This window comes from Pedobacter sp. B4419, assembly GCF_059693725.1.
Genome location: NZ_JCASSL010000001.1, coordinates 1,041,135 through 1,064,594, shown reverse-complemented (window position 1 = coordinate 1,064,594; position 23,460 = coordinate 1,041,135). Strand labels below are relative to the sequence as shown.

6 protein-coding genes are annotated in these 23,460 nt (G+C 44.0%); all 6 read right to left on the bottom strand.

Annotated elements, in window-relative coordinates; genetic code table 11:
• Positions 1–376 precede the first annotated feature (376 nt).
• The 6 genes from AC570H_RS04295 to AC570H_RS04270 all read right to left on the bottom strand — a co-directional run bounded on the left by AC570H_RS04295 (position 377) and on the right by AC570H_RS04270 (position 23,303).
• On the bottom strand, positions 377–805 hold the full coding sequence (locus AC570H_RS04295) for a nuclear transport factor 2 family protein (protein WP_497352058.1): 429 nt from the start codon (positions 803–805) through the stop codon (positions 377–379).
• Positions 806–1,008: 203 nt separating this feature from the next.
• Positions 1,009–1,389: a response regulator gene (locus tag AC570H_RS04290; RefSeq protein WP_497352056.1), complete on the bottom strand. Its 381-nt coding sequence runs from the start codon at positions 1,387–1,389 to the stop codon at positions 1,009–1,011.
• A 38-nt stretch (positions 1,390–1,427) separates the two neighbouring features.
• Complete coding sequence (locus AC570H_RS04285) at positions 1,428–3,383, bottom strand: OmpA family protein (protein ID WP_497352054.1); 1,956 nt, start codon at positions 3,381–3,383, stop codon at positions 1,428–1,430.
• A gap of 43 nt (positions 3,384–3,426) precedes the next feature.
• Positions 3,427–4,407 (bottom strand): PorP/SprF family type IX secretion system membrane protein, encoded by a 981-nt coding sequence (locus AC570H_RS04280; RefSeq protein WP_497352052.1) that lies wholly within the window; start codon positions 4,405–4,407, stop codon positions 3,427–3,429.
• Position 4,408: 1 nt separating this feature from the next.
• Positions 4,409–20,437 (bottom strand): CLIPPER-2 domain-containing protein, encoded by a 16,029-nt coding sequence (locus AC570H_RS04275; protein ID WP_497352050.1) that lies wholly within the window; start codon positions 20,435–20,437, stop codon positions 4,409–4,411.
• A gap of 478 nt (positions 20,438–20,915) precedes the next feature.
• On the bottom strand, positions 20,916–23,303 hold the full coding sequence (locus AC570H_RS04270; RefSeq protein WP_497352048.1) for a hypothetical protein: 2,388 nt from the start codon (positions 23,301–23,303) through the stop codon (positions 20,916–20,918).
• Positions 23,304–23,460: the final 157 nt, after the last annotated feature.

Genomic DNA, 23,460 nt, shown 5'->3' with positions numbered 1-23,460 from the left:
TGCGATTAAAGCATTGGAAATTGCATGTATGTTTAGGTTGATGTTTCCGTTAGGGATAGCAAAAGTTTAATTTGGTTATTGTAATAACAAGTCTACAGAGTTTTGCAACCAAATAAAATAAAATCGAGGGAAATAACTACGCAAACGTTGCCATTCTTGAGAAATGTTCGTTGGTTCATTGGCTGATTAGAGGATTGGCTTATTCGTTCATTAGCGTTCGCCAAAGAATCGTCATACCGGCACCGATCTGGGATCTGTGTCGAGAATAGATCCTTCACTGCGTCATGAATGACTAGTTGGTTTTGTAGATTGCTTCTTCGCCAGCGCTCATCGCAATGACGAGGCTATCGACTCAAGACTATGGACTAAAGACTAACTAGGGCAACTTATAAGCCTGGCGGCCCAAGAGTTTCCATTCTTTGCCTTGTTTTTGCCAAACCAACAGAATGCCTAAGTGTACTTCGCCAGGTTTGCCGCCATCGTTGGTTTTGGCATCCAGCTGGTGACGAACCAATGCGGTTGTACCGGTTACTTTTACGGTTTGGTTACTTAGCGTAATTTCTACAAAATCTGATTTGCCACTAGCAATGGTTTCTACAAAAGTAGCCTTGTCTTCTAACTTGCCACTTGAATGGCCGTAGCTCAAATCCTTTGCCGCAATTTGCTCCAGTGCCTTGCGCTCGCCACTGATCATGGCCAATCTCATTTTTTCTACGGCAGCCAATACGCCCTTTTCGTCGGCAGTTTGGGCTTTTACAGCAAGGTGAACACTTAACACAAGGATAAATACGGCTACTTTTTTCATCTGATTATTGTTTATTTCAATAGTGATAGGGCTATTATGGAATGGGTTTAAGCATTAGATGAAGGCTAAAATAGGAAGCTGTATCAACTAAAACAAATGCTTGCACCAATTAAATGTAACAAAACAAAGGCATAAAACTAAAAAAGCCCCTTATTTGCATAAGAGGCTCCGGGGATAAAATATGAGCATTTAACTTATAAAGTTCAGATTACGGGCATCAAGGCATTTTTGTCTAATGGCTTGGTAATTAGCCTTGATACGTTCGGGTCAGCTTCCATCTGTTCGATGTCGTTGGGCACTTCAGAGGCAGTAAGCACTACTATTCTGCAGGCCTCTTTTACCGCATTGGAGTAGTTGTTATAATGGCTGAGGAAATCAAAGCCGTTGAGTTCTGGCATATCCAGGTCTAAAAGTATAAGCGATGGAATTGCAGCCAAGTTTTCCTGGTTAGAATTCAAGTATTCAATCGCGAGCTGTACGCTTTCCATAACCATGATGTCCACATCATCATAGCTGGTCCGCAGCACCTGGGCTGTTATCATTTGGTCGATGGGATTATCGTCCACTATCATTATTTTGTTCATTAACTGCATTTGCTTATATTTTTACTCCTGTTTATTGCTTATTGTTTTGTAATTGTGAATTCTGTTCTTCTGTTTAATTGGTGTTGCTCTTCTGTACACTCAACGCCATTGGCGCATTTGTTAAGCAACCTTGTTTCGCCATAGCCTTTGGCCTTGATCCTTACCTTGTCTATGCCACGGCTAATGATGTAGCGAACGGCGGCATCGGCCCTGGCCTGCGACAATTGAAGGTTATACTTGTCATTGCCCCTGCTATCGGTATGCGAGCCTAAATCGATCCAAATGGTTGGATTTTCTTTCATGATCTTCACCAGCTTATCTAATTCGATGGCCGCATCTTTTCTGATATCGCTCTTATCGAAATCGTAATAGATGTTTTCTAACTTGATTTCTTTGAAGAGCTCGATCGGATCGAGGTAGATGTTCTTTTTGAACACTTTCGATTTTTCGATTCCTACATTGCTGATGGTCTCGGTTTCTGCATTGCGGAAATCAGTTTTGGTTCCCTTGATGAAATATTCGGTATCTTCTTCGAGGTTAAACTTGTAACGGCCCAAGCTATCCGTTTGTACGCTGATTAAGGTTCCATCGGCTTTGCTCAAACTCACTACCACACCAGCCAAAGGCAAGCCTGTTTTTTTGTCTAAGGCTATTCCTTCTAGCTTGAAGTTGAGATTTGGATTGAGCACGAAGCTGTACACGTCGTCGCTTCCTTTGCCTCCTAAGCGATCAGAAGAAAGCATGCCTTCTTTTTTGCTGCTTAAGAAAAATGCAAAATCATCTTGTGGCGAATTGAGCGGATAACCCATGTTTTTAGGCTGATCCAGTCCGTTGCCACGTTTGCTTGCTTTAAACACATCTAAGCCACCCATACCAATACGGCCATCGGTAGAAAAATAGAAATTGCTCTCATCATCAAAGAAAGGACTACGCTCGGAGCCTTCTGTGTTGATTTCTTCAAGGTTGATTGCCTTGCCCCAGCCATCGCCTTCGGTTCTAAAGCATACGTAAATATCGGTTAGGCCTTTTCCGCCCTTCATATCTGAAACGAAGTACAAAGCGCTTCCATCCTTGCTGATGAAAGGATCACCAACGGAGTATTCGTTTACGTTATTGTATTTGAATGGCTTTACTGGTCCCCAGTTGCCATTGCTGTCTTTTTTGCTCGAATAAATTTCGACCTTAACAGTTTTAGGCACACCTTTTTCGCGTTCGATCAATTCTGGAATTCGGGTCAGCGTGAAATACATTTCGCTGCCATCGGCTGTAAAGGTGGCTGCACCTACATGGTACTCAGATCCGGCATTAAAGGGAAACAGCACCGCGCTGTCTGCACCTTTCTTCACATACAGTCTCAGGTAATTGTTGCCTGTCCAGCCATAAGTAACCTTATCAGGCGCAATGTTTGATTCATCGAATTTTAGAAATGGCCTATTCTTCTTCACCTCTTCCTGCACTGTTGCATTTCTTCTGTCGGATGTAAAAACAATGCCGCCCTGATAAGTTACTGCCCCCCAATCCTCACTCACGCTATTGATGTTCTTCTCGTTATTGAGCACCACTGTTTTTGGGCTCTTCATCCAGCTCAATGCCGAATCGCAAGACAAAATGAGCATGCTTCGCTGTCCTGGTGGCAAGGCTTTATTCAGCTCGCCATATTTTTGGTATTGTACTTTAGCTTCTGCGTATTTAGAATTGTTGCGCAGGGCATCGCCATAGTACAAATAAGCTTCTGGCTTTGCTCCTTTTTCTTTAACCAGCATCGCATACCAGCTTTCGGCCTGTGGATAATCCTTAGTTAGCCTATAGCAAGCCGCTAAACGCTCAATGGCATGGGTACTGGCTTTTTTCTGGTAGGCTTCGGTATAAAGGCCGATGGCATTGCTGTAGTGGAAAAGCTTAAATTCTTCATCGGCCTTTACCAGTACATATTGTGATTTTGCCTGCAGGCCAAGCGCCAGCAAAGCACACAACAGCCATTTTGCCTTCTGCATTATTCGGTATTTTGTAGTATGGTCTTTCTTTTGTTGCATCTGCTTAAAAATATCTTGGAGTAAGCATTCTGATAATTTCTTTTGGCCTGATGGTAATACCTACCGAAATTTCGTGCGAACCGCCACTGTAACCTGCCAATTTGCTGATCGACTGGTCATAGGCATAACCTACACGGATGGTTTCGGTTACGTAGAAATCAACCATGCCTACCACAGAGTTCGTTTTTTGCAGGTCGTTTTGCAGATAGCTTTTGTTATAAAGTTTTACGGCTGTACGGTAGCTTCCGCCAATCCAGAACCTGTTGCCAAAAAGCACAAATGCATTTAAATCCAAACTGGTTGGTCCACCACGATCGTCTTTCAGCAAAAACGACGGTTTAAGTTGTACTTCTTCGTTTATCGGCAACAACATCCCAGCGGTAAGGTAATAGTGCGTTTTTGGCGTTTGGAAGTAAATACTCAGGTTTTTCTTGTTAATTATATACTGTGCAATCAGGTTGTCGGCAGAGAAACCGGCATAAAACCTATCGTCTGAATAAAACACACCAACACGGGCATCAGGCACAATTACGTTCTGGTTGTTTACAGGAATGTAATTATCGCCTTCGTCTCTGGCATTTAATTTCTCTCCGTTTAAGCCCTGTTGCATTACGCCAACACCTAAACCAAATGCCAAACGAGAATCTTCAGACTGTCCTACCCTTAAGCGATAGGCATAGCTGCCATAGGCCGACACGTTGCTTTCGGCGCCAAGCTTATCGCTTGATACCTGAAAGGCCAAGCCCACGTTGCCTTGATTGGCAATGGCATCAACCGCAAGCGACATGCTTTTAGGCGAACCTGTAATACCGGTCCATTGGTTTCTGTAAAAACTATGGATATTCAGTTGCTCTTTATATCCCGCATAGGCAGGATTGATGTAAATGCCATTGAACATGTATTGGCTATACTGTGCATCCTGCTGTGCCTTGCCCACCAAAGCAGCCAACAACAATGCAAATAAGATTAGACCTTTTTTCATCATCTTAGTTATTTCTTAATAATGTGATGTAACCTTTTGATACTGACCAGTTACCTTTTGGATCTTTTATTTTTAGCAGATAGTAATAAGTACCTTCTTTTAGTCCGTTGCCGTTCCAATCGTTTTTATAAGCACCATCGCTATGGAAAACCTCGTTGCCCCAACGGTTAAAGATGCTGATGTTGTTGATTGGATAAAGCTCCAAACCATCAATCACGAAGGTGTCGTTCTTACCATCACCATTTGGCGTAATTACGTTTGGCTTGGTATTGAGCGCGAAGATTTCCCTTAAATCTGTCGCGGTATTATTCACCGTATTCGGATCTGTTTCTAAGCCTTTTACGGTAACCGTATTGCTAATGGCACCTGCTACGGTTGCTTTCACTTTTAGGGTAAGTACAGCTGTGCTGCCTGCAGCCAAAGTGCTGATGTTCCAGGTTAAGGTATTGCTTGCATTGCTGTAGTTTGCCGTACCTGTAGTAGTTTGGTTGGCCACATAGCTTAGGCCTATTGGCAATACATCGGTAACTACTATGCTGTTGGCGGTAAAGAAGCTGTTGTTTTTAACCGTAATGGTATAATCAAACGGCGTATCTGTACCAATTGGGGTATTGTGATCTGAAGTTTTGGTAATCGACAGGTCGTTCAATATCATGGCTGGAATAGCCGGAGTAGTTGGCACGTCGCCTACCCTGGTTAAATCTGGTGTAGCACTGGTTACTTGTACGGTATTTGACAATGGCTGTGTGGCCAATGTTGGATTAGTAGCCCCAGTTGGGGTTTTAACAGTTACTTCATACACAACCTCTGCATTGTTTGGCATCAGTGCGATGGTTTGATCCAAGTTGCCTGTTCCATAAGCAGTTACCAAGCTGAAGCCCGTAGCCGTAGCTTTCCATTTGCTGATGGTTGTACCTGCAGGTGCGTTATCAACCACTCTTACATTGCTGGCTGCGCTTGGACCATTATTGGTTACCGTAATGAGGTACAATACTTCGCTGCCCGGAATGTATGAGGTTTGTGCTGTATTTTTTAACGTTTTTACGGTTACGATGTTCGCATTAGGTGTCAAGACCACAATGGTTGGATCATCTACCGCAGGTGTGTTCGGATCATCTGATTTCGGATCGGCAACAGTATTGTTTTTAGGATCTTTTCCGGCAACACTTGCTTGGTTGCTGAAAGTACCCGCATTAATTTCGGTCTGCGTTAACGTATGTTTTGCAGTTACCGTAACCGAAGCGCCTGGTAAAATCGAAGCAATGCTTGCTGGCAAAATACTGCCTGCGTCGGCACCAGCATCGGTAACTACCACATTATTTAGGGTTACGTTGCCTGTATTTTTCACCACCAAGGTATAATTGATTACATCACCTGCTTTGATGCCTGTGTTATTGGCTACTTTGGTTAAAGTCATGGCGCCGATTGGGCCAATGTTTACCACGGTAGGGTCGTCACTTGCAGGTGTATTCGGATCGTCGGATACCTTGGTTACGTTATTTCCTTTTGGATCTTTTGCCGTAACATTGGCCTGGTTGCTAAAGCTGCCACTGTTTACTTCGGCAAGCGTAACCGTGTGTTTCGCAGTTACCGTAGCTGTTGCGCCTGGCAAGATCGATGCAATGCTTGCTGGAGCAATACTTCCGGCATCGGCACCAGCATCAGTTACCACTACATTGCTTAAAGTAACGTTACCAGTATTTTTCACCACCAAGGTATAGTTGATCACATCGCCAGCGTTGGCTACAGTGTTATTGGCCACTTTGGTAAAGCTGATTGCAGATGTGGCTACAATTGGTGTTATGGTCGGATCGTTATTGGCTGCATCTGTTCCAGAAATATCTGAAATGGTATTGCCAGCCGGCGATTTGGTACTGATTGTAGCCGTATTGGTTACCATACCCAAATCTTTATCTGCCTGGGTTAAGGTATAAGTTTCGGTTTGCACGATGCTTGCACCAACAGCCAAGGTACCAAGAATGGTTTTATTCAGACCTAGTTTGGCATCGCTAAGCACGATATTGCTTAAAGCTACATTACCGGTGTTGGTAATGGTGAAAGTGTAAGTTACCTGATTTTTATCGGCAGTGATTACCCCTGATTTTACCAAGTTAACAGCACCTTTTAGAATTGGCGTGCTTGAAGTTGCGGTATTATTGCTTGGATCTGGATCTGTAGCATCCGAACTTGAACTCACACTCGCTGAGTTCACTATCGCATTTTGTGCAAAATTAGGCGCAATTGTACCGGTTACGGTAACGGTTGCTGTTTGGTTGGCCAATAAGTCTGTACCCACGGTAAAGGTATGGCCAGCTGCGTCGTATGAGCCACCTGTTGCACTGTAAGTGATGTTTTCTAGACCTGCAGGCAAGTTTTCTGTTAAGCCAATTACTTTGCCGGCCAATAATGTTGCAGGGCCGATGTTTTTGATGGTTAACAAATAACTGATGCTTTCATTTGGCTCTACGCCTGCTTTGTTGGCCACTTTAACAATAGACAGGTCAGTTACCCAATTCGGTACATTTACCTCTACCGTAGTGGTGGCTTTCTTAGTAGCATCGAGCTTATCGGTAATTTGATAGCTTAAGGCATAAGTGCCTGGCAAGGTACCCGCAGCTACATTTACCTTACCTGTTGCAGGATCGATGGTTACTTTTGGATTGCTGGTTGATAACTGTACAATTTCAACCGTATTGGTTGTCGCAACAACACCTCCATTGTAAGTATCGTTGGTCAAGATGTCTGTTACGGCAACACCGCCTGTAAACCCATTGGCTATACCACTGTCTGGCAAGGCTGCAATAGCGCCAGTGGTTACGGTGATGGTAACGGTAGCTTGTTTGGTTTGACCAGGATTTAATTTATCCTCGATTTGATAAACTACTGTGTAGGTACCTACAGGAGTATTCGGTGCTACATTTACCTTACCAGTTGTTGGATCTAAAGTTACGTTTGGATCAGTAGTTGACACTTGGGTCAATTTCACATCAGCCAAGGTAACTGGATTGCCATTGTAAGTATCATTGGCCAATACGTTGTTTACCGCCGTACCGCCTATTGAACCATTAGCCGTTCCGTTATCGTTAGTCGCTACCATTGCTGGTGCATCTACGGTAATGGTCACTGTAGCTTGTTTGGTTTGGCCAGGATTTAACTTGTCTTCAATTTGATAAACTAAGGTATAAGTTCCAGCAGGCGTATTTGGCGCTACGTTTACTTTTCCAGTAGCTGGATCTAGAGTTACTTGCGGATTACTGGTCGATACTTGAGTTAAAGTAACATTGGCCAAAGTTGCAGAGTTGCCATTATAGGTGTCATTTACCAATACGTTTGCAACCGCAGTGCCTCCTGTTAAGCCGTTTGCAGTACCCGAATCATCATTTGCTGCCATTATTGGCGCATCAACCGTAACGGTGATGGTAGCCTGTTTAGTTTGGCCTGGATTTAACTTGTCTTCGATCTGATAAACCACGGTATAAGTACCTGCTGGCGTATTTGGAGCCACATTTACTTTGCCTGTAGTTGGATCTAAAGTTACTTTTGGATCAGTGGTTGACACTTGGGTCAATTTTACATCAGCCAAAGTTGCCGGATTGCCATTGTAGGTATCATTTGCCAATACATCGGCTACTGCCGTGCCACCAGTTAAGCCATTTACCACACCACCATCGTTTACAGCAAGCATTGCTGGTGCATTAACCGTAATGGTTACGGTAGCTTGTTTGGTTTGGCCAGGATTTAACTTGTCTTCTATTTCGTAAACTACGGTATAAGTTCCGGCTGGCGTATTTGGAGCCACGTTTACCTTTCCTGTAGTTGGATCTAAAGTTACTTTTGGATCGGTGGTTGACACTTGAGTCAATTTTACATCAGCCAAAGTTGCCGGATTGCCATTGTAGGTATCGTTCCACAATACATCGCTGATGGCTGTTCCGCCAGTTAAGCCATTTATCGAACCGCTATCGCCAGTAGCTAACATTGCTGGTGCTGTAACTGTAACAGTGGCTGTAGCTTGTTTAACTTGGCCTGGGTTTAATTTATCTTCAATTTGATAAACCAAGGTATAAGTACCTGCAGGTGTATTTGGTGCTACCTCTATTTTGCCAGTCGCAGGGTCTAAAGTAACATTTGCACTGGTTGATGAAACCTGGCTGATGGTTACATCCGAAGGAGTAGCCGCATTTCCGTTGTAGGCATCGTTCCATAGCACGGTGCTGATTGCAGTACCACCGGTTAGACCATTTACGGAACCACTATCATTGGTAGCCAATAACGATGGCGCAGTTACGGTTACAATAACCGAAGCCTGTTTGGTTAAACCTGGATTTAATTTATCTTCAATTTCATAAACTACGGTGTATGTTCCAGCGGCCGTATTTGGTGCTACGTTTACTTTGCCTGTAGTTTCATCTAAAGTTACATTTGAATTGGTGGTCGAAATCTGTTTCAGGTTAACCGCTGCCAATGTAGCTATTGCCCCATTGTAGGTATCGTTGTTCAATACGTCAGGCACAGCTGTTCCGCCAGTTAATCCGTTTACCGAACCACTGTTGTTTAAGGCAAGCATTGGTGGTGCCGTAACCGTAACCATTACCTGAGCCTGTTTGGTTTGACCTGGATTTAATTTATCCTCAATCTGATAAACCAAGGTATAAATACCTGCAGGCGTATTTGGCGCTACATTAACTTTACCTGTGGTGATATCTAAACTCACATTAGGGTTATTGGTTGATACCTGTTTAAGACCCACATTAGCCAAGGTTGCCGGAGCACCGTTGTACGAGTCGTTGTTCAATACATTTGCTACTGCCGTACCACCTGTTAAACCGTTTACCGAACCGCTGTTATTTAGGGCATTCAATGCCGGAGCAGTTACCGTAACTGTTACCGCCGCTTGTTTGGTCAATCCTGGGTTCAGTTTATCTTCTATTTGATAAACCAAGGTATAAAGACCTGCAGGCGTATTTGGCGCTACATTTACCGCCGCAGTTGCCGGATCGATGGTTACTTTAGGATCGGTCGACGAAACCTGGTTGATGGTTACATTAGCCAATGTTGCAGGTGCGCCATTGTAGCTATCGTTAACCAATACGTTGGCTACTGCTGTACCACCAGGCAAGCCATTTGCCGCGCCACTATCGTTAGAAGCTGCCAAAGCAGGTGCATCAACCGTAATGGTTACTGTTGCCTGTTTGGTTAAGCCTGGATTTAACTTGTCTTCTATTTGATAAACCAAAGTATAAGTACCTGCTGGCGTATTTGGCGCTACATTTACTTTGCCTGTGGCTGGATCTAATTTTACTTTAGGACTGGTGGTTGAAACTTCTGTTAAAATTACATCGGCCAAAGTTGCAGTACTACCGTTATAGGTATCGTTAGCCAATACATTGTTGATTGGGGTACCTCCTACCAAGCCATTCACCGAACCTGCATCGTCTGAAGCAATAATTGGTGCAGCGCTTACATTAATTGTAACGGTAGCTTGCTTGGTTAAAGTCGGATTTAATTTATCGGTAATTTGGTAAACCAAAGTGTAAATCGCTTCTGGAGTTCCTGCAGCCACATTTACTTTTCCTGTAGCTGGATCAAGCGTTACATTAGGGCTAGTTGATGAAATTTGTGAGATGGTTACATTGGCCAAAGTAGCTTGGTTGCCATCGTATTTATCATTCCATAATACATCAGAAATCGCTGTTCCGCCAGTTACTCCATTAATGGCACCTGCATCGTTTAATGCCACCATTACAGGAGCCGTTACCGTAACGGTTACCGTAGCTTGTTTAACTTGCGAAGGATCTAATTTATCCTGGATCTCGTACACCAACATGTAAGTACCTGCCGGCGTATTTGGTGCTACGTTTACTTTGCCTGTAGCTGGATCGAGGCTAACATTGCTATTGGTTGAAGAAACCTGAGCGAGGTTAACATTAGCCAAAGTAGCTTGTGTACCGCCATTGTAAGTGTCGTTAGCCAATACATTATTCAATACGGTACCACCATTTAAACCGTTAATGCTGCCTGCATCGTTAGTTGCGGCAATACTAGCCGAAGCTACGGTTACCGTGATGCGCGCTGTTGAAGTTTTGCTGTTGTCGAGCTTATCGGTAATGGTATAATCAATAAAATAAGTTCCTGCTGGTGTGTTTGGCGCTACAGTTACTACGCCGGTAGTTGTATTTAAGGTAACACGGCCACCGCTTGTATTGCTGGCAGGAACCTCGCTAATGCTTACATCTGTTAAAGTTGCACTGGCACCACCGTTATAGGTATCGTTGCTTAGGATATTGGCAATAGCCGTACCGCCACTTACTGTATTTGCAGCGCCTGCATCATTAGCAGCAAAAACAGCTCCCGAAGCCACAGTTACTGTAACTGTTGCAGTAGAAGTTTTGCTGTTGTCTAATTTATCAGTAATGGTATAATTTAAGGTATAAGTACCTGCAGGCGTATTTTGGGCCACGCTTACCGCACCGGTAGCTGTATTTAAGGTTACTTTACCACCACTGGTATTGCTGGCTGGAACTTCGGCAATAGTTACTTTAGTTACGTCTGCCGCTATGCCTCCATTGTAAGTATCGTTATTCAAGATATCGGCAATGGCTGTACCACCGTTTACCGAGTTTGAAGTACCCGAATCGTTCGAAGCCAAAATAGCACCCGAAGCTACGGTAACGGTCACCGTTGCTGTTGAGGTTTTGCTGTTGTCTAATTTATCGGTGATTTTATAATCAAGCGTATATATACCTGCTGGGGTGTTTGGCGCCACAGTTACGGCTCCTGTTGAAGTGTTTAAAGTAACTTTACCACCACTGGTATTACTGGCTGGAACTTCGGTGATGGTTACATCGGTTAAAGCTGGTGCTGTTGATGTACCATTATAGCTATCGTTGGCCAAAATATTGCCAATCGCCGTACCACCATTCAAACTGTTGGCGCTGCCCGAATCGTTAGAGGCCAATAGCGCTCCAGAAGAAACTACCACGGTAACCGTAGCTGTTGAGGTTTTGCTGTTGTCTAATTTATCAGTGATCTTGTAATCCAAGGTATAAGTACCTGCTGGCGTATTTGGTGCTACGGTTAGTGCACCGGTTGAGGTGTTTAAAGTAACTTTACCACCACTGGTATTACTTGCTGGAACTTCAGCTATCGTTACGTCGGTTAAAGCTGGCGCGGTTGAAGTACCATTGTATTTATCATTGGCCAATACGCTGGCTACAGCAACTCCGCCTGTTACGGTATTGGCCGTGCCATTATCGTTGGTAGCCACCAAAGCGCCCGATGCTACAGTCACCGTAACGGTGGCTGTTGAGGTTTTGCTGTTGTCTAATTTATCAGTGATCTTGTAATCAAGCGTATAAACACCTGCTGGGGTGTTTGGCGCTACGTTTACCGAACCATCTGTTGTGTTTAAGGTGATTTTGCCACCGCTGGTATTGCTGGCTGGAACTTCGCTAATGGTTACATCGGTTAAATCCGGTGCGGTTGAAGTACCATTGTATTTATCATTGGCCAATACGTTGGCTACAGCAACACCGCCTGTTACGGTATTTGAAGTACCTGCATCATCGGTTGCGGTTAAAGCACCTGATGCTATAGTCACGGTAACCGTTGCTATTGAGGTTTTGCTGTTGTCTAATTTATCAGTGATTTTGTAATCAAGCGTATATACACCTGCAGGCGTATTTGATGCCACGTTTACTGAGCCATCAGTTGTATTTAAGGTGATTTTGCCACCGCTGGTATTGCTGGCCGGAACTTCGGCTAAAGTTACATTGGCCAATGTTGGAACAACTGAAGTACCGTTGTATTTATCGTTGGTTAAAACATTAGCAACAGCCACGCCACCTGTTACGGTATTTGAAGTACCCGAATCATTGGTAGCGGCTAAAGCGCCCGATGCTACAGTTACCGTAACCGATGCGGTTGAGGTTTTGCTGTTGTCGAGCTTATCAGTAATGGTATATTGTAAAGTGTAAATGCCTGCTGGTGTATTTGGTGCCACATTTACCGAACCATCTGTTGTATTTAAGGTTACTTTGCCACCGCTGGTATTGCTGGCCGGAACTTCGGCTATGCTTACATTACCTAGGCCTGCCGCAACGCCACCATTGTAAGTATCGTTACCTAATACATTTGAAATAGCCTGACCACCTGTTACCGTGTTTGCAGTACCCGAATCATTGGTGGCTACAATAGCTCCTGCAGCTACCACTACAGTTACTGTAGCTGTAGAAGTTTTGCTGTTATCTAATTTATCGGTAATGGTATAGTTTAAAGTATAGGTGCCTGCTGGCGTATTCGGCGCTACGGTTACTGCACCCGTTGAAGTATTCAAGACAACTTTGCCTCCGCTAGTATTGCTGGCCGGAACCTCGGTTAAGGTTACATTGGCCAAAGTTGGAGCACTTGATGTACCATTGTATTTATCGTTGGCCAAAACATTGCCAATTGCTGTGCCACCGCTTACCGTATTTGAAGTACCCGAATCATTAGTAGCGATCAATGGATCAGAAGCCACGGTTACCGTAACGGTTGCTGTAGCTGTCTTGCTGTTATCCAATTTGTCAGTGATCCTGTAATCCAAGGTATAAGTACCCGCTGGCGTATTTGCAGCTACGTTTACTGCCCCTGTTGCTGCATTTAAGGTTACTTTGCCGCCACTGGTGTTGCTAGCCGGAACTTCGGCTATGGTTACATTGGCCAAAGTTGGAGCGCTTGATGTACCGTTGTATTTATCGTTGGCCAAAACGTTGCCAATTGCTGTGCCGCCACTTACCGTATTCGATGTTCCGGCATCATTTGTGGCTGCGATAGCTCCCGCTCCTACAGTTACCGTAATGGTTGCTGTTGAAGTTTTGGTATTGTCTAATTTATCAGTGATTTTATAATCGATGGTATAAACACCTGCCGGAGTATTTGGCGCTACTGCTACGCTGCCATCAGCCGTGTTCAAGGTTACTTTGCCACCACTGTTATTGCTGGCTGGAACTTCGCTAATCGTTACATCGCTCAAAGTTGGCGCCGTTGAAGTACCATTGTATTTATCGTTAGCCAAGATGTTCGCAATCGCTACTCCGCCGCTTACCGTATTTGAAGTACCTGCATCGGCAGTTGCCACAATTGCACCAGAACCTACGGTTACGCTAATGGTAGCTGTTGAGGTTTTGCTGTTATCTAATTTATCGGTAATGGTATAATCAATTTTATAAACACCTGCGGGAGTATTTGCTGCAACACTTACTACGCCGGTTGCTGTATTTAAAGTTACTTTGCCACCGCTGGTATTGCTGGCCGGAACTTCGGCAATCGTTACATTGGCCAAAGTTGGGGCTGTTGAAGTGCCATTGTATTTGTCGTTGGCCAAAATATTGGCAATCGCCACACCGCCGCTTACCGTATTTGAAGTACCAGCATCATCAGTCGCCACCAAGGCACCGGTGCTAACCACCACCTCGATTTTAGCGGTAGTCATTTTGGTGTTATCCAATTTATCGGTAATGGTATAATCGATGTAATAAGTACCTGCTGGTGTATTTGCAGCTACAGATACGCTGCCATCGCCTGTGTTTAGCGTAACCTTGCCAGCACTGGTATTGCTTCCAGGAACTTCAGCAATGGTAACATTTGAGGTTGTAGCCGTTTGCGAAGTATTGTAAAGGTCGTTAGCTAAAATATTTGCAACGGCAATACCGCCAGCCACCGAGTTCGAAGTACCATTGTCGTTCGAAGCAATCAAATCGCCATTGCCCACGTTCACGGTTACGGTTGCTTGTTTCTTGTTTCCAGGGTTCGCCAAGTCTTCGATTTCATAAACCAAAGTATAAGTGCCAACTGGCGTGCTAGGCGCTACATTCACTTTTCCGGTAGCTACATCTAAAGTAACATTAGGATCACTGGTTGAAATCTGTTTCAGGCTAACATTGCTTAAAGTAGCCTGGGCACCGTTTAGTTTATCGTTAATTAATACATTGTTTATGGCAACACCGCCCGAAACCGCGTTTACAGAACCTGAATCGTCTGCTGCATAAACACCTGTTGAAGTAACGGTTGGGGTATTGTTATTGGTAGCTGTACCCGAGATATCGGTTACATTGTTATTTTGAGGATCTTTACCAGTAACCGTAGCGCTATTGCTTACACTGCCACTTATCTTTTCTGCATTTGAAATGCTATAAGTTGCACTTGCGGTAGCCGTTGCACCAGGAGCCAAAGTACTAGGCGTAACCGTAATCGGACCGGTAACTTTAGTATCTGTAAGGCTGATGTTGTTTAAAGTAACGTTACCTGCATTTCTAATCGTGAAGTTATAGGTAATGGTATTGCCATTAAGCTGAAGCGCTCCCGTTTTTACCAAGGTAATAGCAGGATTTAAAGTCAAAGTGGCATCTGCTGTTGCGGTTTGTCCGGCAGGAAGCTCTGTGGTTTTAACCGTTGCCGTATTGGTAATTTTTCCGCTGTTGCTGGTTGGATTACCATTATTGTTTAAATTGGCTTGACTTACGGTATAGCTCCCGGTATAAGTCCAGGTTTCTCCCCTTTCTAAAACCGCATCTTGGTTACCGCCAGTTTTGGTAGGCGAACTTAAAGCGCCACCTAACAAAGGATCGCTCACCACCACCGAAGTTTGGTTGGCGTTACCTGTATTAGCTACAGTAATGGTATAGTTGATGACATTGCCCGCAGCAGTAACCGAACTTACATTAGCTATTTTATTGATAGTAATCGAAGAACAAACAGGTACGGTTACCGTAACCGTAAAAGTACTGCCAGCGCAAGTACCACTGCCCGATGCAGTTGGTGTTACCGTATAAGTTACGGTTTGCGCTGTCGTACTTGTATTATATAAAGTTTGGTTTATTGAATTTCCAGATCCGCCATTCTCTCCTATTACATTGGCATTTGAACCCACTGTCCAAGTGAATGAAGAAGGTACCGAATTGCCACCATTGGCCGTATTGTTTACGTTACCTTGAAGATTATAAGCCAAGGTTCCAGTACAATTTAAGGTAAGGGCATCATTAAAACCTTTTGGCGTTGCATTAACCGTAATGGTCGCCGTACCGCTTTGTGCATTGCTACAAGTGGTAGTACTGGCATCTTTTACGCTTACCAAAGTGTAAATAAATGTTCCGGTAGCAGCTGTTGGCTGTGCAACGGTTATGCTATTGCCACTGGTGGTTACAGCTGTCAAATCGCTACCGTTATTAATTTTGTAGGTAAAAGTATATGGAGCAATTCCATTGGCACCAGTAAAGGTGATTCCTGGCGCAGTTCCATTCTGGCAAACAGCTGTCGTACCAGAAATACTTGCTGTTGGCAAGGCATTAACTGTGATGGTAGCTGTGCCACTTTGCGCATTGGTACAAGTAGTAGAACTTGCATCTTTCACGCTTACCAGAGTGTAAACAAAAGGACCTGCAGTACCTGTTGGCTGTGCAACAGTTATGCTATTTCCACTGGTGGTTACGGCTGTCAAATCGCTGCCGTTATTAATTTTGTAGGTGAAAGTATAAGGAGCGGTTCCATTGGCGCCTGTGAAGGTGATTACTGGAGCAGTTCCATTTTGGCAAACAGCTGCTGTACCCGAGATACTTGCTGTTGGCAAAGCATTAACCGTTATAGTAGCCGTACCGCTTTGTGCATTGGTACAAGTAGTCGAGCTGGCGTCTTTTACGCTTACCAAAGTATAAATAAATGGACCTACTACACCTGTTGGCTGTGCAACAGTTGTGCTATTGCCACTGCTTGTAGTAACCGTAAGATTGCTACCGTTATTAATTTTGTAGGTGAAAGTGTAAGGAGCGGTTCCATTGGCACCAGTAAAAGTAATGACTGGAGCAGTTGCATTTTGACAAACGGCTGCAGTACCCGAGATGCTCGCTGTTGGCAATGGATTAACCGTAATGGTTCCGTTTAATGAAACCGGGTTACATGGAGCAGTTTGGCCAGTGGTCGCAATGCTATAGTTTGTTGTCGAAGCAAAGGCACCGTTAATGGTTACCGTTTTATTGGTGGTATTAATACTGTAGTTTGCTGCGTTTAATCCAGTTACAGTTACACCAGTGGCCGATCCACCATAAGTATAAACGATATTGGTGATATTGCCATTAGCACAAATGGTTTGATTGGCCGATCCGCTGGTTAAGCTTAAAGTTGCAATTGGATTTGTGGTAATCGTTCCACTTAAAGTAGCCGGATTACATGGCGCAGCCTGACCTGTAGTGGCAATACTGTAAGTTGAAGTTGAGGCTATCGCACCTTTAATGGTTACGGTTTTACTAGTGGTGTTAATGGTATAGTTGGTCGCAGCTAATCCTGTTACCGTCGCACCAGTTGCTGATCCGCCATAAGTATAAACGATATCACTGATCGTGCTTCCACCACAAATGAGCTGATCTGCCGTACCGCTGGTCAGTACCAAAGTAGGTGCAGCATTAACAGTTACCGTAACAGCAGCGCTGGTATTCGAAGCACAAGGACCAGCACTCACCACCCTGCGGAATTGCGTAGTTTGGGTTAATCCGGCCGTTGTATAATTCTGGTCATTGCTTGTTCCAACAGCTGTAGTCCAAGTTGTGCCATTGGTACTTTGTTCCCATAAATAAGTATAGGTACCATTGCCTCCAGTTGGAGTTGTACCTGTTAAACTGACTGTACTTCCAGTACAAATGGTTTGTGCGCCTGAAACCGTGTTATTTCCAATAGCGGCATTAACAGTTACATCAAAAGTAAAAGCATTGCCGCTGCAACCATTGTAAATTGGGGTTACGGTATACCTTACTACTGCATTTACAGCGGTAGTGTTGGTTAAAGTCTGACTAATTGGCGAACTTACCGGAGTAGACTGATTGCTAAAACCAGTTGCCGTACCACTTTGCAAAGCGGCTGTCCAAGTATAAGTAGTACCCGAAATATTGCTAGTCGGACTAACACTAAATGAAGAACCTGTACAAATAGCAGCTGGATTGCTCGCAGTAACTGTTAAAGTAGGAACAACTGTAACTGTAATGGTAAAAGAGTTGCCAGCACAAGAAGCATAAGTTGGCGTAACGGTATAAGTTACAGTAGCTACGCTTGTACCTGTATTGGTTAAGGTTTGGCTCACCGAACTTTGGTTGGTTCCAGCACTTGTACCACTTACCGTACCTCCAGTAACTGTTGGTGCAGACCAAGTGTAAGTTGTACCATTTGGCACATCTACAGGCGCAAAAGTAAAGTTGCCAGTTTTGCAAATGGTGTATGTTTGATTGCCGATTACTGGTCTTGGGGTAACAGTAATGGTTGCTGTAGTTGAATAAGCATTTGTACAACCACCCCCGCTTACTACCGCCCTAAAAATAGTAGTAGCCTGAATATTGGTATAGTTATAAGTAGTAGTAGTATTTGCAATGTTAGACCAAGTAGCGCCATTGTCTGTTGAAGCTTCCCAACGTACCACGGTTACGCCAGCTCCGGTGCTGCCCAAGGTAAGGGTTCCGTTTGAACCTGAACAAACTGGAGACGACCCAGTAATAACACCTGTTGCCGTTACTGTTACCACATGATCAGCCGTTGCCATACCGCAAACGCCTGTTGCTTTTGCCGTAATGGTAGCTGAACCTGTAAATGTAGAAGACCAGGTTACTACACCAGTAGAAGTATTGATCACACCAGCTGTCGCAGGACTAATCGAATAGCTGATGCTTGTGCTATTAGCTGCCGTAGCTGTATAGGTAGTTGTACCAGGCGCCTGACAACGCGATGTTGTTGCTCCTGCTGTAAATGTCGGAGTACCTACTGCATTATTTACTGTAATGGTTCCGGTAGTTGATACCGTAGTAGAGCCATTGATTGAATTTACGGTATAAGTATACGTTTGCGTTCCGCTTGCAGGTACAGTTGGCGTACCCGCAATGGTGTATGTTTTTGCAGTAGCATCATAAGTTCCTGTTACACCAGCAGGCAAACCCGAAGAGCTTGCGCTAGTGCTGCCTGTTAACGTATATACAATATTGCCAATCGCACTGCCTTTACAAATAGATTGGGCATCGCTGCCACTAGTTAAAACGATAGAAACAGGGGTTGGCGTAACCGATGATGTATTATTTGAAGTAACTGGATCTGCCTGCGGACCGCTAATGGTAGCCGTATTTGTATAAGTCCCGCTACTTTTAACAGTTGCAGTAATGGTGAGGGTCAGCTCTTGACCTGGGTTCATCGCGCCGATAGACCATAAGCCAGTAGTTGCATTATAAGATGTACCTGGCGCTGGATTGCTCGAAACATAAGTATAACCAGAAGGCAAAAGATCGGTTACCGAAACACCTATGGCATTTCCAGTTCCGGTTACTGTTCCGGCAGGCACATTAGAGTTGGTAGCTTTGATGGTAAATACTACTGTTGAGTTTGTAGCTGGTGTAGCATTGCTCACCGTTTTATTCACATACAAATCAACGTTACAAAGCGCCAAAACAACAGGAATAGATTGTGCGCTATAGCCACAATCTAGTTTAGAAGTTACGGTATAAGAACCAGAAACTGCTGCTATGTAAGTATTGCTGGTTGCGCCACTGATCGGACTGCCATTTAAATACCATTGAAAAGGAGGCAAACTGGAAGGATCGGCCTTCAACGTAGCCGAAGCACAATCTGATTGGGTATAAGTAGGTTTTAAAGCCTGTTCTGGCAAAGGCGATAAGAAATTAGACATGGAGAAACCACCGCCCGATTGCACCATGGCAACGGTTAGCCTCGAATCACTATTTAAAATGAAAGAGTTTGGTTTTCCGATATTTTCGTCTGTAAAATCAATTACATAGGCGCCAGAACTACCCAGCTGACGGCGGATACCTGATACAGTCTCGAGATCGACATTGTTATAAGCAGGAGAACCGCCAGTAGTGGTTAAATAAACCTTTTCTGTTGGGCTTTTGGTGATGACATAGGCAAAATAAGGAAGATCGCTTGAATTATAGGCTCTAAACTTGTAAGTTTCTGCTCTTAACGAACCACCACAAGACGAAATTGGTGCCAAGGTGGCCACATCAACCTCACAATTATTGGCTGTGCCCGAGTAAGCCACGATGTTTTTATCAGCTACGATCCGTGAGCCTGAACCTATATCGCCCGATTGGCTAGCATCGGTTCCGGTTCCAGCAACACCATTGGCAAAGGTTACAAAGCTACCTGCTGCTATCAAGTTGTGGGTAACCGACGATTGCAACACCCCTGCCGAGGTAAAATTATAAATCGTAACGTTGGTATTCGGTTCTGTAGCTATAATGGTGGTTTGTTCTGCAACATTGTTACCTTTTCCACGTACCACAATATATTCGCTCCCTAAAGAAGTAACAGGTGGTACTGGATTAAAAGTACCATCACCACAACCTGCTGGCGCATCTACGTTTACCCCGGTATTCATTACCGCAGGACCAGAAGTTTCTACCAGGTCTCCTAAAGTGCCTGTAAAAAGATAACTCTGGCCAGCATTTAAAGTTGTAGTAGCCGTTCCATTTACCTTAACGGTTGTTCCGTTGTTTACGGCCATTACCGAGTAAACCGGTGTATTGGTAGAAACAGTTGAAGCTACGCCATTCAAACTGCCATCCCTGTAATAGCCCACCCTAAATGATGTGCCTATCGCCGGATCTCCAAAACTGAACAATGATGCATTTCCCTTGATATACTGATCTGAGCTACTCCCACCACTCAGGTTATCTGATGCTACGTTTCTGATGTTAACCGAAATTGGGTTGTTCGCCGAAACGATAATACCTGCATCGTTCAAAACGGTATTTAGTGCATGTCTGGTTAATCCAACCGGGCTACCTGAAAAACGATAAACTGCCGGATTTCCTGGACTTGGCGTTAAAGTGGTTACCGCTGTTCCATTGCTTTTGGTTACCGTAACCGTTGTTCCCGCTGTATTGGTAGAAACAATTAATTCATTCGCATCACTCCAATATTGCCAAGGAGCTGGAGCGATATAGTGCGTTTTGTATGTTTGGGCCTGAACCGGATTAGATAAGAGGATGCAAAAGGCTATAATTGCCATCAAAATCAAAAAACCTAAAGAAAGTTGTCTTTTGAGATGGTTGGTAAAAGCAAGAGGTAAATTTTTGATCATATTGCGTAGGGGAATGTCAAGTAACCGTACGCACTAAGTCAAAAGAAAAGCCATATTACCTACTCAGCTCGCAACACCTAGAGCATAAAGTGGTGGCTGAAAAGGAATCAATGTTTAGACATCTAAAAATCCATGTTTTAAGCTATTTTTAAGTCAATGAAAATCTTTCAACATCCACATCCACAAACCAGTGCAAAATGCTTTAGTTGATTATTTTCCCCAATCAAAAATGAGAGATTCCTCAAAGTGTAGAAATTTATACCCAGTTTAGCTCAAGCCCAAATCTAGCCAGCTATAAAAGAGCCATTTACATTAAAAATCCCCACTCAGCACACAAATTTCCATTAGGGATTCCCCAAACCTCAACAATAGTAGTTCTACCCTATCGGTCCACAATGTTCAAAATTTATTGATAGCTGAATAAAACGGTGGTTTTACAAGCTTTATTTGCTTTAGCGCGGGTCCAATGGGCACTAAAACCAGCTGGAAAAACATAGTTTAAGGTTTCTCCGGCCTTTACATGAAAAGTTTTATAATCATGCCAACCCGTTGTCAGGTCAAAATCGATCGCTAACGTTATATCAACATCCTTATCGGCACTCAGGCTTACTTTTTTATGGTCATAGCCTGTCATCAAATAAGGCAAGGAAACTTCATTGGCCTGCACTTCGGTATTTTTCCAAACCCCTCCCTCGCCTATGGGCTTGCCCATTTTCCAAATATCATCAATTGCCCCGTACCAAAGTCCCTTTGTAGCATTGCCAAAATAATGGCCATCAGCTTTTGCATTTTTTGAAGTTCCGCTGAGCACCAACAAGCCTCTCCACGTACAAAAATCAACGATCTTTTTAAGGTGCGTAGCAATTGGACGGATGGCTTTATAACCGGATTCCCGCCCTATTTCATAGAAAGTACCATGCGCATTGAGCATAATCCGCTCAGATTCTAGCTCTCTTAAGGCACGAGGCCAACCCATTGCAAAAGGCTGGTCGTAAATTGCCGATGTTTTAGGCAATCTGAAAGTTCCGGTTTTGTCTTTTACGATTACCGAGAGCTCGTCTATTTCAAAATCTTTTTTCAGAACAAATTTTGAAATTTCGGCAGTACGATCCGTATCAGGCTTCACAAAATCAAGCTTTTCATTAACCTCCGCATAAGCTGCATTTGAGCCACCTAATGGCAGAACCTGGAGGTTTTTATTGGCCGAAGCCGGCCTAATTAAAGAAGCATTGATCGCATCCGGAGCTGTTGCATCTACAAGAGCACGAAACAAGGATTCTTCTTTTTGCCTTGTTTGACCAAAAACATGCACAAAAGCGGTTGCAATGCAATTATCACTTGCTTTTAAGCGCATCCAATTTGGCGAAAATCCTTTTGGAAAAACAAAATTCACATAACCGTCGGCAGGTACCGAAATTGTTCGATAAAGCTTCCATTTGTTGTTTCCCAGTTCATCTATCTCTAAAGCAACTTTTACTGTTTTGCTCGATTTTTGAGCCAAATGAATGATTTTATTGCCATCGCTGTGCATCAAAAAAGGATCTGATGCCACATTCGCCTTTACCGTATCGGCCAGCCATAAACCACCCCAGCCTGTGGCACCACCCCATGTTTTGAGGTCTTCGGCCTGTCCAAACCAAAGATTAGATTGGGCTCTTCCGGCCAAGGGATTTTCCAGTATCGTAGTTTCGTCTGTGGCCAACACCAATTGCCCGTTCCAATAGGTAAAATCTGGAATATAACGCAAATGGCTTGCTATTGGAGTGATCCCGCCACTATTTGCACGGCTAAAAGTTTTTGGAAAATCGTAGAACATGCCATGCATATCCATCAGCATTTTGCCGTTTCCTATTTCGCGAATTCGCGGCCATTCGGTATACCATCCACCCCAATGATCGTAGGTATGGGTAGCTTTTGGCAACCGGTAAGTATACCATCTGCCTCCATCAAGCAATTTTAAAATAACCGAACGTTTATCCCAGCCTATGCTCCACAATGGGCTTTGGTTAGTGGGCGAACCATAAATCCCTCCGGGACCAGTAACATCGGTAAACTGCCTGCGTTCGATAATTTTCCAGGCTTTCCCATCCCAGCTGGCCAATACACCCTTATCTTCAGCTGTTTTGGGCAGATCGCCAGCCTCAAGTTTGTCTTTGCTCAGCTTAAAAACAGCATCTTCGCCATTATTGGCCACTATTAGTTGATTTTGAGCGGTGTAGGCTCCTTTGCCATGCCAACCCGGCACGGGCTTATGGAACAGCTTATTTACGGCCAAGCTATGTACATCAACTTCATAAAGCATGCCTTCCATATCGTAGAAATAGACTTTGTTTGCCGGATCGCTCAAGTGCCTGGCAGTAGCCGTCATCCGTCCAGGCATAACTTTAGGTTCAATTACCCGAACCTTGCCATTCACATCGATAAAATAAGGCCCCGTAATTAGCTGGTTGCTTTCTTTATGGATCATTCGGTTAGCTGGCGTACCACCCACACTTTCTGGATGGATGTTCAACTTTAAATCAGAACTGATGCTATAGAGCTTATCTGAGCTACCCAAGGTACAGTGTGGCGAATAGGTAACCATCCATAGCTGACCAGTCCATGGCGTAATGGCACCTATGCCTCCTTCTGCGCCATTTCCCTTGCAAGGCAGACCATTGCCTTCGTTAAACACAGCCAAATGCGGATAAACACCACTTATTTTTAATGGGGACTGCGAAAACGAGACCGCAGGCTTTAAGAGCAACCCTGTTATTAGCAGGGGGAGATAGGCTAGAATTTTAGTTTTTTTCATAAGTTGATGCAGGATGGATGAATGATCAAAGCCTTTACGGGTTCAAACGGTTTCTCCATAGGGCTATTGGAAAATTTATTAGTTTTAGTAAAATTAGGCGCTGAAAAGGAATAGGCCTTTGATTTGGGCTGTACAAAACATGCATCAATATTTTTGA